Genomic DNA, 14,009 nt, shown 5'->3' with positions numbered 1-14,009 from the left:
TAATTCAATGGCATTATTCTAACGCAAAGTGCGGTTTTGCAAAATCGACTTTTTAAATAAAAAAGACTAAGTTCACACTTAGTCTTTTAATGTATCTGAATAATGAATAATTAGCCTGCGTTGGCTTGTTTATAGTGCAATTTTGGCGGCTCGTTGTCTTCAATCACGCCTTTGTCGATGATCACTTTGTCTAAGTTTTCGATAGATGGCAGGTCATACATCGTATCTAACAGCACGGCCTCTAAAATTGAACGCAGACCTCGTGCACCTGTTTTACGCGCTAAGGCCTTTTTCGCCATTGCACGCAGTGCATCATCACTGAAATCTAATGCCACATCCTCTAACGCAAATAAGGCTTGGTATTGCTTCGTTAGTGCATTTTTAGGCTCGGTTAAAATTTTCACCAACGCATCTTCGTCTAATTCGCTTAGCGAAGCAACCACAGGTAAACGCCCGATAAATTCTGGAATGAGACCAAATTTAGTCAAATCTTCAGGCTCCACTTTTTGCAACAACTGACTGATGTCTTCTTGCTCTTTTTTACCTTTCACTTCTGCACCAAAGCCGATGCCAACATGTACATTTTCACGTTGCGCAACAATTTTATCCAGCCCAACAAACGCACCACCACAAATAAATAAAATTTTGGAGGTATCAACTTGCAAAAACTCTTGTTGCGGATGCTTTCGCCCACCTTGTGGCGGCACTGAAGCAATCGTACCTTCAATCAGTTTCAATAAGGCTTGTTGCACCCCTTCTCCTGAAACATCACGGGTAATTGACGGATTTTCAGATTTACGCGTAATTTTATCGATTTCATCAATGTAGATAATGCCGCGTTCAGCTTGCTCTGGCTTATAATCACAGCGTTGCAGCAATTTTTGAATGATATTTTCCACATCCTCGCCCACATAACCCGCTTCGGTTAATGTGGTCGCATCCGCCATGGCAAATGGGACATTAAGCATCCGCGCCAAGGTTTCCGCCAATAAGGTTTTGCCACTGCCCGTCGGCCCGATCAGCAAAATATTACTTTTGCCTAATTCCACATCCCCTTTAACTTCATTACGCAGACGTTTATAGTGATTATATACCGCCACAGCCAACACTTTTTTCGCATGATCTTGCCCGATGACATAATCATCAAGATGTTGACGAATTTCGTGTGGGGTAGGTAATTTTTGGGTAGCAAAATCATCACTTGATGTTGTGTCAACCGCACTTTTATCGTCTGCTTCATCCGATAACAAATCGTGGCACAGGTCAATACATTCATTACAAATGTAACCATCAACGCCTGAAATTAAGCGTTCAACTTCATGCTCATCTTTCCCACAAAACGAACAACGATGCGATTTGGATTTATCTTTCTCATCTGCCATAATTATTTACTCACTGCCTCATTACGAGACGTTAACACCTCATCAATCAAACCATACTCTTTCGCTTGTTGTGCGGACATAAAATTATCACGATCGGTATCTTTTTCAACCTGTTCTAGTGCTTTACCGCTATGATAAGCAATACGCTCATTTAAGGTTTTGCGAATTTTTAAAATTTCCTGTGCGTGAATTTGAATGTCACTTGCCTGCCCACGATAGCCGCCTAACGGTTGGTGAATCATTACCCGTGCATGCGGCAATGCAAAACGTTTACCCGCAGCACCGCCCGATAACAAAAATGCTCCCATAGAACAAGCTTGCCCTACGCATAACGTGCTAACATCAGGTTTAATAAATTGCATCGTGTCATAAATTGCCAATCCTGCCGTTACCACACCACCAGGAGAGTTAATATAAAGATGAATATCTTTCTCTGGATCAACTGATTCGAGATAAAGTAATTGGGCAACAATTAAATTTGCCATATTATCTTCCACCTCACCGCTTAAAAAGACGATACGTTCTTTTAATAAACGCGAATAAATATCATAAGAACGCTCGCCACGTGAGGTTTGATCCACCACCATTGGTACTAATGCCATATAATCCTCTTAACTCTTCTTCATAACTGAGGCATATTCTAGCCTAAATCATCATAAAAATCCTAAAAACCGCATATTATTTATGCTACAAACAAAAAGTGCGGTCTTAGACCGCACTTTGATATTCACAATTCGCATTACGCTTGCGGATTCATAATCTCATCAAATGTTGCTGCTTTGTCGCTCACTTGTGCTTTTTCTAACACTTTTTCAACAGCTTGTTCTTCAAGCACAACATTGCGAATATTGTTTAGCAATTCTTTGTTTGAATTGTAATATTCTACCACTTCTTTTGGTTGCTCATACGCTGCTGCGATATCTTGAATCATCGCTTTCACACGCGCTTCATCGGCTTTCAATTCATTGCTAGAGATTACCGCACCTAACAATAAGCCAACTTGTACACGACGACGAGCTTGCTCTTCAAAAATTTCGCGTGGCAATTGGAAATCTTTTGGTGCTTGTCCACCAAAGCGTTGCATTGCTTGCTGTTGCAATACATCAATCTCTTGCTCTACCGCAGATTTTGGCACGTCAATCTCATTTTGTGCTAAAAGACCATCAATCACTTGATTTTTGATTCGAGTCATCACCGCATTTTTCAACTCACGTTCCATATTTTTCTTAATTTCGGCACGCAAATCCGCTACAGTTTTTGTGTTTGGACCAAATTTTTGTACAAACGCATCGGTAACCTCTGGCAATTCCATTTCTTCAACTTTTTTCAAGTTGATATCAAATTTAGCCGCTTTCCCTTTTAAGTTCTCTGCGTGGTAATCTTCAGGGAATGTGACATCAATGGTAAATTGCTCACCCGCTTTATGCCCCACAATCCCGTCTTCAAACCCAGGGATCATACGACCTTGCCCCATCAATAACGCATAATCTTGTGCTTTACCGCCGTCAAATGCTTCGCCATCAACGCTACCATCAAAATCAATCGTAACGCGATCATCAGCTTTTGCAGCTCCATCAATGGTTTTCCATGTCGCTTGTTGTTTACGCAACACATCAACCATTTTATCAATGTCAGCTTCTGTTACATCAACTACAGGTTTTTCAACATTGATTGCCTCTAAACCTTTTAATTCAACTTCAGGGTAAACTTCCACACGGGCTTTAAAGACAAAATCTTTGCCTAATTCATATTGCTCAGGCTCAAATGTTGGACGACCAGCAAAGTTAATTTTGTCTTGCATAACCGCATCAAAAAAACTTTTTTGCATTAAATCACTCAACACATCTTGACGCACAGACGCGCCAAAGCGTTGCTCCAAAATGGCGGGTGGAATTTTGCCTTTGCGGAAACCATCAATACGTGCATTTTTGGCGACACGCTTCATTTCTTCACGCACCGCTGCATCAATATCGGCTGCGGGTACAGTAATGGTGATAAGGCGCTCAAGACCTTGTGTTGTTTCTACAGAAGATTGCATTTTTTACCTCAAAATTCAGATGATCTCGGCGTCACAAAACTGATCGACAAACACCGAATAACTAACAATAGATGCTAGATTATACCGATTCAAACAAATTTCGTCGAGATGTAAACGGTGAAAAGCGCATATTTGTTGATAAATTAAACAAAAACAGCAAAGTGCGGTCTGTTATCATGTGAAAAAGCCTAGATCAATCTAGGCTTTTGGTACGAACGGATGATTATAATCCTTTTGGCAAGCGAATTTTTTGCCCAGGGAAAATTTTATCCGCATCTTTAATCACTTCTTTATTCGCTTCAACGATTGCGGTGTATTTTGCACCATTGCCATAGGTACGCTCAGCAATTTTCCACAATGTATCACCTTTTTGAATGACGTAAAATGCATCGTCAGAATCGTCCACTGTTTCACCACTTGCCACCGTTACGCCATCGGCTTCCACTTTGGTGATTCCCGCGATGTTACCTGCCATTAAAATCGCTTTTTCCAGTGCACTTGCATCTTTGGCTTGCCCTTCTATTTTGGCTACACCATTTTCAACAGTCACGTTCACATTTTCGACCCCAGGATTGTCTTCACTAATGTGCTCGGTTACCGCTTTAGAGGCGTCCTCTTCTTTACTGAATAATTTTTTACCAATATCACTCACAAAATCAAATAGTCCCATTTTTTCATCCTTAGTTAAACGCGTTAAAAGTTCGTGTTATTAATACCGCACTTTATGTTTTAGATCAATCCTTATACCGAAAATGGGTATGCAATAGGTGCATGAGATTGATACCCCTCCACTTTGAAATCTGCCATCGTTACCCACGTTTCCAAATCCTGTAATGTTTTGATCTCTGGGTTAATGATCAGTTTTGGCAGGGGTAATGGCTCACGTTTGAGCTGTACATCACGCATTAATTCCAGCTGATCTTCGTAAATGTGCGCATTGATAATTTTATGATACGCCTTACCTGCCTTATGCCCAGTGATTTGTGCCATTAGGGCCAGAAATACGTACACTTGAATTTGATTAAAATTTAGTCCCAATGGCACATCACATGAGCGTTGATAACTGGTTAAATACAGAGTATCGCCTAATAATGAAAATGTGTGGGTGTGCATACAAGGGCGTAAACACCCTAGGTCAACTTCGCCAGGATTATAAAAAGTGATGATTTCGCCGCGATCATCAATCCCTTGACGTAAATTCGCCACCACTTTCGCAAGCTGATCTACGTGTTCGCCATTAGGTTTACGCCAACGCCGACCTTGCACACCGTAAACCCGCCCCATATCATCTTCCCCTTTGCGATGAGGATTTTTTAGCCAGTCGGGGTTAAGATTCGCGTTCGCATCCCATGTTTTTGTGCCTAGCTTACGAAAATCGGCCGCATTATCAAAACCTCGAATATAGCCCAAAAACTCCGCAATCGCTGCTTTCCAATAACTTTTCCGCGTAGTAATAAGTGGGAACTCACCAGCCCCAACGTCATATTCTAAATCAGCGTTGATTACGGTTAAACAACGTTTTCCTGTCCGTTTATTTTCTACCCATTGCCCTTGGTCAATGATACGTTGGCATAGATCAAGATATTGTCGCATTGCATCTCCTAAACCGCACTTTTAAACCGCACTTTGCCTGCGTCGATAAGCAATAACCATAATCAACGCCCCAATAATAATCATAGGTAATGATAAAATCTGTCCCATCGATACATTTTGTCCAAAAAACAGTCCTAACTGCGCATCTGGCTCACGGAAAAATTCCACGACAAAACGGAAAATGCCGTAGCACAGCAGAAATAATCCTGCAACTGCACCTTGTGGACGCGGCTTTTGGATAAACCAATTTAAAATAATAAACAGCACAACGCCTTCTAAAACTGCTTCATATAATTGTGATGGATGACGTGGCACATATCCCCCAGATGGGAATAATACCGCCCACGGTACATCCGTAACACGTCCCCAAAGTTCATCATTAATAAAATTACCAATCCGTCCTGCACCTAGACCAAATGGAATCAATGGTGCAACAAAATCAGCCATCGCCCAAAACGGGCGTTGTTGCCACTTTGCTGTAAGCCACATGGCAATAATAACGCCCATTAAGCCACCATGAAACGACATTCCCCCTTCCCATACACGGAATAGATAAAGTGGATCTTGCAAAAAAAAGTCGAGGTGGTAAAACAACACATAGCCTATACGACCGCCGAGAAACACCCCTAAAAAACCATTAAAAAGTAAGTTATCAACTTGCTCAACTGTCCAACCACTATGAGGCTTTTTCGCACGTTTCACGGCTAACCAACGCGCAAAAATAAACCCAATTAAATACATTAAACCATACCAACGCAGCCCAATAGGTCCAAATTCAAAAATCACAGGATCAAAATTGGGGAAGGCAATATACGCATTCATAATTTTCCTTAAATATTAGTGCATTAACATGTTTGCGACCATCACCAGCAACAGCACAGCAAAGGCTTTTTTCAAAGTGGCAACGGGTAACGAACTGGCAAGGTGCACACCAAGTTTCGTGGTGATAAATGAGGTCAGTGTTAATAAAATAACCGCAGGTAAATAAACATAGCCAATGGAATAATCAAGCATTAATCCGTGATTCCAGCCACTGATAATAAAACTCATCATCGCTGACATACTCAAAAAAATACCACAGGTTGAAGACGTGCCAATTGCTCGCTTCATCTCCACCCCTCGCGCATTTAAAAATGGTACAATGAAGCTCCCACCAGCGATGCCCGCAAAACTCGACAATACGCCAATCACCCCACCACCAATAAAACATGCTGAGCGTGTCAATGGTTTATTTGCTGGCTTTTGCTTTATTGATACAATCATTTTAATTGCCAAATACAGTACCATCAAGGCGAATAATTTGCTGGTAATTGCCTTTGGCAAATACGCAACAAACTGCCCAGCAATAAAAATCGATATCACAAGCGCAGGAGTCAAATATGTTGCTGCCCGCATATCCACATTGCCAAGGCGGTAATGGCGCAATGCCGATGCAAAAGATGTCATCATAACTGAAGCAAACGTTGTACCTAACGCCACATTCATTAATTGTGCATCAGGCACGCCAACTAACGGCATAATATAGATCATGACGGACACGATAATCACACCGCCACCAATCCCAAATAACCCCGAGAAAAAACCCGCTATTGCCCCCGTTAATAAGCAGGCAATGATTACAGTGGTCATTTATGCCCTCTCCTAATCATGTTGTACATTTTTATGATCATTTCGCCAGCGACGCGGGCGTTTTTTATGCCCTTTTCCTCGGCGGGCAACCGCACTTTGATGTTGCCCCCCTTCACTTTGCTGCTGGGCATATGCCATCACCACAGGGGCAAATTCTTTCATTATCTTACGGTACACATCACGTTTAAACGCAATCACTTGGCGAACGGGATACCAATAACTGACCCATCGCCAACCATCAAACTCCGGGTGTTTCGTCGCATTTAAGTTAATCTGGCTCTCTGCACACGTTAAACGTAATAAAAACCAGCGTTGTTTTTGCCCAATACAGACGGGATTTGTATCGGCTCTCACTAATCTTTTTGGCAACTTATAACGCAACCAGCCTTTAGAGGTCGCTAAGATTTGCACATCCTGGGCACCAAGTCCAACCTCTTCATATAATTCACGAAACATTGCCTGCTCTGGTGTTTCCCCTTCATTAATGCCACCTTGAGGAAATTGCCACGAATTTTGTCCAAAACGCTTTGCCCACAGCACTTGACCATGTCTATTACAGATAATGACCCCAACATTTGGTCTATATCCATCAAAATCGATCACTGTCGAAACCTTTTTATTCAACTCGTATAATGCGTTGATTGTTTCATATTCTGCCAACGCTGACAACCAATTCACACGGTCGCGATCACAAAAAATACAAAGTGAGGTTTAGGATTCCACAATTTCTGTGGATAACGCTGTGTGTTAACGGTATATCCTCTGTGAACCTTTTCACTTTCTTTCGGTCAAATGTGAATAATGATAAGGTTTTTTGGCTTAGCACAGCGCGAGACAAAAATGTGATGATCACCGTGTTCAAAAAAACATCACAGGTGAGAATCCACTCAATTTTGACTTATTTTTTCAACAAAGAAAAAAGATTATAAACGCTTTTTTACAAACCTCACAATGTGCGGTAAGTTATCCCATATTTCTGTGGATAACAGTGTGAGTGAATGATTTATAGATTGTTTATGGTCATTAACCGCACTTTGATATATTGTTTTTTAAAAGTAAAATCAATAAGATAAAACAAAGCACTTGTATCTGTTGTAGGCAATAAAAGATTGATGGAAAAATCGATATGTGACAGACGCCTAAAAAATAAATTGGAATAGTGATGAGTTATACCCCTCAAACAGAACAGGAATTATTAGCAAATGCACAGCGTTTAGCGGGGCTAACCTTGGCAGAGATCGCAGAAGAGCTCGGCATTGTTGTTCCTAGAAACTTACAAAAACATAAAGGTTGGGTAGGCATGTTGCTCGAAACCGCACTTGGGGCAAGTGCAGGAAGCAAAGCGGAGCAAGATTTTCACGCTCTCGGCATTGAGCTTAAAACAATTCCTATTAATGCGGCTGGACAACCTTTAGAGACCACCTTTGTCAGTCTTGCTCCGTTGACACAAAATACGGGAGTACTGTGGGAAAATAGCCATGTACGCAAAAAGTTACAAAAAGTGCTATGGATTCCTGTTGAAGGTGAACGCCAGATTCCGCTAGAGCAAAGACGAGTGGGTGTACCTATTTTATGGCAACCTAGCATAGAACAAGAAAGGCAATTAGCACAAGATTGGGAAGAATTAATGGAGCTGATTGTGCTGGGTGATTACGGCAAAATTAATGCGCGTATTGGGGAAGTTTTACAATTGCGCCCTAAGGGAGCTAATAGCCGATCCCGCACGTTAGGGATTGATGTAAAAGGAAATTCAATTCAAACGCTACCATTGGGATTTTATTTACGTAAAATTTTCACTCAAAAAATCTTGCAGGATTTTCTCAACCGTTAAAGTGTAGTAAGATTATTGTTCAGTAGGCGAGGCTAATGTATTAAACATAAGGAAGTTAGCAATGGCAAAGAAAATTTTACTGGTCGATGATGATATCGAACTGACAGAGCTACTTGCAGAAGTACTGCAATTAGAAGGATTTGAGGTAGAAACAGTGCATAATGGCGTGCAAGCGTTAGATACGCTAAATTCCAGTCATGACGTAATTTTATTGGATATCATGATGCCTGAATTAAATGGGATCGAAACCTTAAAGCGTATCCGCCAATCCTACTCTACACCAATCATTATGCTAACTGCGCGCGGAGATGATATTGATCGCGTATTAGGGCTCGAATTAGGCGCAGATGATTACATTGCTAAGCCGTTTAATGATCGTGAATTGGTTGCGAGAATTAAAGCTATTTTACGTCGCACCGCACTTAATGATGATCTCAGCGATAAAGTCCATCACGACATTGACGAACATACACACATTACCTTTGCAGGTGTTACACTCTATCCTGGTCGTCAGCAAGCCATGCACGGCACACAAGACTTGGATTTAACAGGCACTGAATTTGCATTGCTTTACACGTTAATTAAACATCAAGGTAAAATTTTATCACGCGAATTGCTCAGCCTCGAAATTCTCGGTAAACGCCTTGCGCCATTTGATCGCTCAATTGATATGCACGTATCCAATCTCCGTAAAAAATTACCTAAGCGTAATGATGATCTACCGTGGGTAAAAACCTTGAGAGGGCGGGGTTATTTACTGGTAACCGAAAATTAATCATCGTATAAAAGGGTGTAGATATGGGGCTAAAATGTTACCCTGCAATCAATTCCATTAATGTTAAAATCTTCGCCCTTTTTTGGTTAATTTGGTTTGCTTTCTTTGCACTGATGGGCGTGGCATTTTTTATTCCCAATATGGATGCCCGCAATCTAAGCCTGTTATCAGATGAAGAGATCCATCTTTTCCAAACCAAAGTGATCAAAGCCTCATCTGATAATACCTTGCATGACCTACAATATTTTGACAAAAATGCCATTTCGCATGATGCTATTCTTAAAGAAAAAGACAGTAAAAAATTTACTCGTAACATCGCCCTCGTCAATCCAAATAATTACGATAATATTATCGGTGCATTAGATTCCGACCAGTCATCTATCTTATATCAATTTGTTCGAGAATCAGCCAATCCTTTAGAGCCAAAGAAAAAACGCTTCTCGAACCTGGACGTTGTTGGGCCTTTTGTGTCCTCCTATCCCTTTTCAGATTCTGAACCTTACTTGCTGTACTTTATTGAAACCGTCAATCCACAGCAAGAATTCGTGAATTTTATTTTTGACCACCCGCTTATTATGCTTTCGTTATTAATGATAACGAGTACACCTTTACTGATTCTGCTCATTTTTAGTTTAACGCGACCAATTAAACGCCTGCGTAATGCAGCAAATGACATTAGTCATGGACATCTGCAAGTGATGCCTGAACTTGAATCATCAGGTCCAATGGAGCTGCGCGAAGTGGGTAAAAGTTTCAATCAGATGATCAATTCTGTTGACAATGTGATTCATTCACAACAACGTCTCTTATCCGATATTTCCCATGAATTACGCACGCCATTGACACGCTTACAACTGGCGACATCACTGCTACGTCGTCGTAATGGCGAAACAACGGAAGTGACTCGGATCGAAACAGAAATAGAGCGTATGGATAAAATGATTGCGCAATTATTACAAATGTCACGCCACTATTTCACCATTGAGATTAACCGTACCGCTTTTCCGATAGTTGATATTTGGGAAAGTGTCGTTGAAGATGCCTATTTTGAAAGCCAAGAGCGTAATATCGTTTTTATCTTCTCGCAATTTATACAACACCCCGAAAAGCTCTCAATGATGGGAAATAGTGAAATTTTAGCGCGCGCACTGGAAAATGTCATTCGTAATGCTTTCAAATATGCGAATGGCGAAGTCCATTTAACCACCACCCAGCTACATGGTTCAAAACTGGAAATTTTGGTCGACGATAACGGCGAAGGGGTGCCCGAAAGTGAATATGAGCGTATTTTCAAACCATTCTATCGCACTGATGAAGCTCGCGCACGAACGACTGGTGGAACGGGATTAGGTCTCTCAATTGTCGCTAATGCCATTGAGCAACATGGTGGCAGTGTACAAGCGAGCAAAAGCCCTCTTGGTGGATTGCGTATTCAAATTATCTTGCCATTAAAGCTATAATCAAGTACATAGAAAAACCGCACTTTTATAAAAGTGCGGTTTTCTGTCGAATGTAGAATTATAGAACATCACGACAATTTAGATCGTCAAATGACTGCTCTAAACGTTTAGACATAGACTCTTCCATTTTACGCAACCAAACACGTGGATCGTAATATTTTTTGTTTGGCGCATCTTCACCCGTTGGGTTACCCAACTGACCTTGTAGATAGGCTTCGTTGGCTTTGTAGTATTGTAAAATACCATCCCAAGATGCCCATTGGGTATCGGTGTCGATATTCATTTTTACCACACCATAGCTAACCGCCTCTTGAATTTCTTCATGTGTTGAGCCTGAGCCACCGTGGAATACATAAGACACTGGTTTTTCACTGCTCAAGCCGTGTTTTTCACGGATATAATCTTGACCAGCTTTCAAAATTTTCGGCGTCAATTTCACATTACCAGGTTTATACACACCGTGCACGTTACCAAATGCCGCAGCCACAGTAAAACGTGGGCTAACTTTTGAGAGCTCGGTATATACATAATCAATCTCTTCTGGTTTAGAATACAATTCCATTGGATCACGGTCTGAATTATCCACACCGTCTTCCTCACCACCAGTGATACCTAATTCAATTTCTAATGTCATACCAATTTTAGACATACGCTCAAGGTATTTTTTACAGATTTCCATATTTTCTTCTAATGGCTCTTCAGATAGATCGATCATATGAGAAGAAAAGAGCGGTTTACCCGTTTCAGCAAAGTGTTTTTCACCTGCTTCTAACATGCCATCAATCCATGGCAATAATTTTTTCGCACAGTGGTCTGTATGCAAAATGACTGGCACGCCATAATGTTCAGCCATTTGATGCACATGTTTTGCCCCGGCAATTGCACCTAGCACGTCAGCACGTTGCCCCTCAGGTAATTTAATTCCTTTGCCCGCATAGAAGGCTGCACCACCATTTGAAAACTGCACAATGACAGGTGCTTTTACACGTGCTGCCGTTTCAAGTACCGCATTAATTGAATCCGAACCAACACAGTTAACCGCAGGCAATGCAAATTGGTTTTCTTTTGCAACATTAAATACTTTTTGCACATCATCACCAGTGATAACACCTGGTTTTACAAAATCGAAAATTTTAGACATAGTCATTTCCTTATATTAAAGGGAAGGCGAGCGACGCTCGCCTTGAGGATTATTACGCTTGTTCTTTTGCACGTTCTTCTAAAATCGCAACGGCTGGTAACACTTTACCTTCCACAAACTCTAAGAATGCACCGCCTCCTGTTGAGATATATGAAATTTGATCTGCAATTCCAAATAGATCAATTGCCGCCAGTGTGTCGCCGCCTCCAGCAATGGAGAACGCATCACTATCTGCGATCGCACGAGCCACAATTTCAGTTCCTTTACGGAAGTTCGGGAACTCGAATACCCCAACCGGGCCATTCCACAAAATGGTTTTCGCACCACGGATAATCTCAGCTAATTTTTCTGCCGATTGATCACCCAAATCCATAATTTCTTCATCATCTTGAACATCGGTTGCTGGTTTCACAGTTGCAGGTGCAGTTTCTGAAAATTCTTTGCCAACGCGTACATCTGTTGGTAATGGAATATCCGATTCGCCAAGTAAACGTTGTGCTTCAGGGATAAGATCAGGTTCATGTAACGATTTACCCACATTCAACCCTTGAGCTGCCACAAATGTATTGGAAATACCACCACCCACGATTAATTGGTCCGCAATTTTAGACAATGAATCCAACACGGTTAATTTCGTTGATACTTTAGACCCGCCCACAATCGCAACCATTGGGCGAGCTGGGTTCTTTAATGCTTTACCCAATGCGTCTAATTCATTCGCAAGCAATGGACCTGCGCAAGCAACAGGCGCAAATTTTGCTACGCCATGTGTAGAGGCTTGTGCACGGTGTGCTGTACCAAATGCGTCCATCACAAATACATCACAAAGTGCGGCATACTGTTTTGCCAACTCATCAGCATCCTTTTTCTCGCCTTTGTTAAAACGTACATTTTCCAACACAACTAATTCGTTAGGTTTTACCTCAACACCATTTAAGTAATCTTTTTCTAAACGCACAGGCACATCTAACGCATTGTTAAGGTAATCCACAACAGGCTGTAAAGAGAACTCGGCATTGTATTCCCCCTCAGTTGGACGACCAAAGTGAGAGGTAACCATCACGCTTGCACCTTGCTCTAAAGCACGCTTAATGGTTGGAATAGATGCTTTAATCCGCGCATCAGATGTTACTTTGCCATCTTTAACAGGCACGTTCAAATCTGAACGAATCAACACACGTTTGCCATTCAGATCTAAATCGGTCATTTTGATTACTGACATAATAAGTCCTCTTTTGGGTTAAAAATAAAAATCAACACGGTTAAATTATAACAAGTTAATCTTTCATCTCAATGTAAAATGCAAGAAAGACGCTATTATTTTAGGCTATTAATTAATTCCTTGATTAACGTCAAACTCAACCGCACTTTACTATTTCATTGGGCAATCCATTGGTTGCCAAGCAAGATCGTAGCAAATTTTCAATTCATTATGTGAAGCATTCATATACTTGCCCGCTAATTGCGGATTGTTTTTACGCATAAAGCGAAATAATTCCCCTTTACTCAATTTTTCTGATGGCAACGTTAAGCTGTTAAATAAACGCTGCGCCTGATCAAAATAGGCTTGCGCTTGATTAAAAGCACAAGCACCGTGTTTTTCCCATTCTCCTTGCAATAACTGCAAGCCTGGCGACATCGATAAATAACGCACTAGCAAAGTGCGGTCAACTGGCGGAAGATCCCCTTGGCAAAAACGAGGGTGCTGATGAATACTGCGTGCATTCGCATTTTGCGGCCAAAGTCCGTGTACAACCCACCCAAATTGTTGTTGGGAATCACATTGATATTGCAATCCTGCTGGAAGATGATTGCCATAGTGCTCACGCTGCTCAGCACAAAAACCAGGCGACCATGACAACACTAACATATAGTAATCAACACTGGCGTGCTTATTTTGTCCAAGTTTATCTTGTGCCAACGACACATCATAATGGGGATTAGCGTCCGTTTTTTGTATGTTTGGCGAGTCTTGCGCTACATCATTTTCAGCCTGTTTATCTTGGCGAGAATAGAAAAGTGCGGTAACGACCACAGAGATAAAAATCACAATAATACGCACAATACGGCGTAATTGAGCGGGAGAATAAGTCATAGTATATCCATAAAATTGGTTTTCAGCGTGCTTTTAGATTATAATCTACGCTTTTTTTAAACACC

At 41.3% G+C, this 14,009-nt stretch carries 14 protein-coding genes; 3 read left to right on the top strand and 11 right to left on the bottom strand.

Annotated features, from left to right (window positions below; all coding sequences use genetic code 11):
- Nucleotides 1-110 precede the first annotated feature (110 nt).
- From clpX to rppH, 8 genes are all read right to left on the bottom strand, one after another.
- Nucleotides 111-1,382, bottom strand: coding sequence for an ATP-dependent protease ATP-binding subunit ClpX (gene clpX / locus HPC40_RS00505; RefSeq protein ID WP_208117518.1), 1,272 nt, complete (start codon nucleotides 1,380-1,382; stop codon nucleotides 111-113).
- A 2-nt stretch (nucleotides 1,383-1,384) separates the two neighbouring features.
- The gene (gene clpP, locus HPC40_RS00500; RefSeq protein WP_208117517.1) at nucleotides 1,385-1,984 is read right to left on the bottom strand and encodes an ATP-dependent Clp endopeptidase proteolytic subunit ClpP; all 600 of its coding nucleotides are present in this window, start codon (nucleotides 1,982-1,984) and stop codon (nucleotides 1,385-1,387) included.
- 137 nt (nucleotides 1,985-2,121) lie between these two features.
- The gene (tig, locus tag HPC40_RS00495; protein ID WP_208117516.1) at nucleotides 2,122-3,420 is read right to left on the bottom strand and encodes a trigger factor; all 1,299 of its coding nucleotides are present in this window, start codon (nucleotides 3,418-3,420) and stop codon (nucleotides 2,122-2,124) included.
- A 223-nt stretch (nucleotides 3,421-3,643) separates the two neighbouring features.
- The gene (gene lysM, locus HPC40_RS00490) at nucleotides 3,644-4,090 is read right to left on the bottom strand and encodes a peptidoglycan-binding protein LysM (protein ID WP_208117515.1); all 447 of its coding nucleotides are present in this window, start codon (nucleotides 4,088-4,090) and stop codon (nucleotides 3,644-3,646) included.
- Between the two features lie 71 nt (nucleotides 4,091-4,161).
- The gene (locus HPC40_RS00485; protein ID WP_208117514.1) at nucleotides 4,162-5,013 is read right to left on the bottom strand and encodes a thymidylate synthase; all 852 of its coding nucleotides are present in this window, start codon (nucleotides 5,011-5,013) and stop codon (nucleotides 4,162-4,164) included.
- Nucleotides 5,014-5,034: 21 nt separating this feature from the next.
- Nucleotides 5,035-5,835, bottom strand: a complete 801-nt coding sequence (gene lgt / locus HPC40_RS00480) for a prolipoprotein diacylglyceryl transferase (protein WP_208117513.1) — start codon at nucleotides 5,833-5,835, stop codon at nucleotides 5,035-5,037.
- Between the two features lie 15 nt (nucleotides 5,836-5,850).
- On the bottom strand, nucleotides 5,851-6,642 hold the full coding sequence (locus HPC40_RS00475) for a sulfite exporter TauE/SafE family protein (RefSeq protein WP_208117512.1): 792 nt from the start codon (nucleotides 6,640-6,642) through the stop codon (nucleotides 5,851-5,853).
- 12 nt (nucleotides 6,643-6,654) lie between these two features.
- Complete coding sequence (gene rppH / locus HPC40_RS00470) at nucleotides 6,655-7,245, bottom strand: RNA pyrophosphohydrolase (protein WP_208117573.1); 591 nt, start codon at nucleotides 7,243-7,245, stop codon at nucleotides 6,655-6,657.
- 559 nt (nucleotides 7,246-7,804) lie between these two features.
- Between rppH and mutH the strand changes: the two genes are divergently transcribed.
- From mutH to cpxA, 3 genes are all read left to right on the top strand, one after another.
- Nucleotides 7,805-8,473: a DNA mismatch repair endonuclease MutH gene (gene mutH / locus HPC40_RS00465; protein WP_208117511.1), complete on the top strand. Its 669-nt coding sequence runs from the start codon at nucleotides 7,805-7,807 to the stop codon at nucleotides 8,471-8,473.
- A gap of 61 nt (nucleotides 8,474-8,534) precedes the next feature.
- On the top strand, nucleotides 8,535-9,248 hold the full coding sequence (locus HPC40_RS00460) for a response regulator (protein WP_208117510.1): 714 nt from the start codon (nucleotides 8,535-8,537) through the stop codon (nucleotides 9,246-9,248).
- A 23-nt stretch (nucleotides 9,249-9,271) separates the two neighbouring features.
- Nucleotides 9,272-10,708: an envelope stress sensor histidine kinase CpxA gene (gene cpxA / locus HPC40_RS00455; protein ID WP_208117509.1), complete on the top strand. Its 1,437-nt coding sequence runs from the start codon at nucleotides 9,272-9,274 to the stop codon at nucleotides 10,706-10,708.
- Between the two features lie 58 nt (nucleotides 10,709-10,766).
- Here cpxA and fbaA read toward each other — a convergent pair whose 3' ends face one another.
- From fbaA to HPC40_RS00440, 3 genes are all read right to left on the bottom strand, one after another.
- Nucleotides 10,767-11,849, bottom strand: coding sequence for a class II fructose-bisphosphate aldolase (gene fbaA, locus HPC40_RS00450; protein WP_208117508.1), 1,083 nt, complete (start codon nucleotides 11,847-11,849; stop codon nucleotides 10,767-10,769).
- A gap of 52 nt (nucleotides 11,850-11,901) precedes the next feature.
- Entirely contained in the window at nucleotides 11,902-13,071 is a 1,170-nt protein-coding gene (gene pgk, locus HPC40_RS00445; RefSeq protein WP_208117507.1) for a phosphoglycerate kinase, read from the bottom strand.
- Nucleotides 13,072-13,221: 150 nt separating this feature from the next.
- Nucleotides 13,222-13,944 carry a ribonuclease T2 family protein gene (locus HPC40_RS00440; RefSeq protein WP_208117506.1) on the bottom strand — a complete coding sequence of 241 codons (723 nt, stop codon included), beginning with the start codon at nucleotides 13,942-13,944 and terminating at the stop codon, nucleotides 13,222-13,224.
- Between the last annotated feature and the right edge of the window lie 65 nt (nucleotides 13,945-14,009).

It is taken from the genome of Spirabiliibacterium falconis, from assembly GCF_014885015.1.
Taxonomy (GTDB): domain Bacteria; phylum Pseudomonadota; class Gammaproteobacteria; order Enterobacterales; family Pasteurellaceae; genus Spirabiliibacterium; species Spirabiliibacterium falconis.
This window is presented reverse-complemented; position numbering and strand designations above follow the sequence as displayed.

What these genes read in the sequence shown, in the direction of transcription:
- clpX (WP_208117518.1), bottom strand. Translation starts at nt 1,382, where the DNA reads ATGGCAGATGAGAAAGATAAATCCAAATCGCATCGTTGTTCGTTTTGT.
- clpP (WP_208117517.1), bottom strand. Translation starts at nt 1,984, where the DNA reads ATGGCATTAGTACCAATGGTGGTGGATCAAACCTCACGTGGCGAGCGT.
- tig (WP_208117516.1), bottom strand. Translation starts at nt 3,420, where the DNA reads ATGCAATCTTCTGTAGAAACAACACAAGGTCTTGAGCGCCTTATCACC.
- lysM (WP_208117515.1), bottom strand. Translation starts at nt 4,090, where the DNA reads ATGGGACTATTTGATTTTGTGAGTGATATTGGTAAAAAATTATTCAGT.
- HPC40_RS00485 (WP_208117514.1), bottom strand. Translation starts at nt 5,013, where the DNA reads ATGCGACAATATCTTGATCTATGCCAACGTATCATTGACCAAGGGCAA.
- lgt (WP_208117513.1), bottom strand. Translation starts at nt 5,835, where the DNA reads ATGAATGCGTATATTGCCTTCCCCAATTTTGATCCTGTGATTTTTGAA.
- HPC40_RS00475 (WP_208117512.1), bottom strand. Translation starts at nt 6,642, where the DNA reads ATGACCACTGTAATCATTGCCTGCTTATTAACGGGGGCAATAGCGGGT.
- mutH (WP_208117511.1), top strand. Translation starts at nt 7,805, where the DNA reads ATGAGTTATACCCCTCAAACAGAACAGGAATTATTAGCAAATGCACAG.
- HPC40_RS00460 (WP_208117510.1), top strand. Translation starts at nt 8,535, where the DNA reads ATGGCAAAGAAAATTTTACTGGTCGATGATGATATCGAACTGACAGAG.
- cpxA (WP_208117509.1), top strand. Translation starts at nt 9,272, where the DNA reads ATGGGGCTAAAATGTTACCCTGCAATCAATTCCATTAATGTTAAAATC.
- fbaA (WP_208117508.1), bottom strand. Translation starts at nt 11,849, where the DNA reads ATGTCTAAAATTTTCGATTTTGTAAAACCAGGTGTTATCACTGGTGAT.
- pgk (WP_208117507.1), bottom strand. Translation starts at nt 13,071, where the DNA reads ATGTCAGTAATCAAAATGACCGATTTAGATCTGAATGGCAAACGTGTG.
- HPC40_RS00440 (WP_208117506.1), bottom strand. Translation starts at nt 13,944, where the DNA reads ATGACTTATTCTCCCGCTCAATTACGCCGTATTGTGCGTATTATTGTG.